Annotated in this window: 1 protein-coding gene; it reads left to right on the top strand. The window is 75.7% G+C overall.

Annotation, left to right across the window (positions count from 1 at the left end):
• Positions 1 to 309 (top strand): AAA family ATPase (locus tag ACLBYB_RS33090; RefSeq protein ID WP_447701417.1); only part of this gene is annotated, 309 nt, incomplete at both ends.

Consider the following 309-nt stretch of genomic DNA (forward strand, 5'->3'; position numbering starts at 1 on the left):
GAGCTGCAGACGACGCTCGACGCGGAGGCCGACGCCATCTTCGCCCCGCGCCAGGCCAAGCACCGGACCTTCTACCAGGCGCTGGGGCGCCACGAGACGGCCCGGCGGGCGATCCGCGAGCGGGGCCTGCGCGCCGGCGACTGGCGCGCCCTGAATGACGAGATCGCCGCGGCGGCCGCGCAGCTCGAGGCGCTCCGGTCCGAGCAGAAGGCCGGCGCGTTCGCGCGCGCCCGGCTGGAACGATTCAAGCGCGTCCGCCCGATCATCGCCGAGATCGACGCGCTCGAGCGGCGCATCGCCGCCGAGACC

The organism is Methylobacterium sp. D54C, assembly GCF_053345595.1.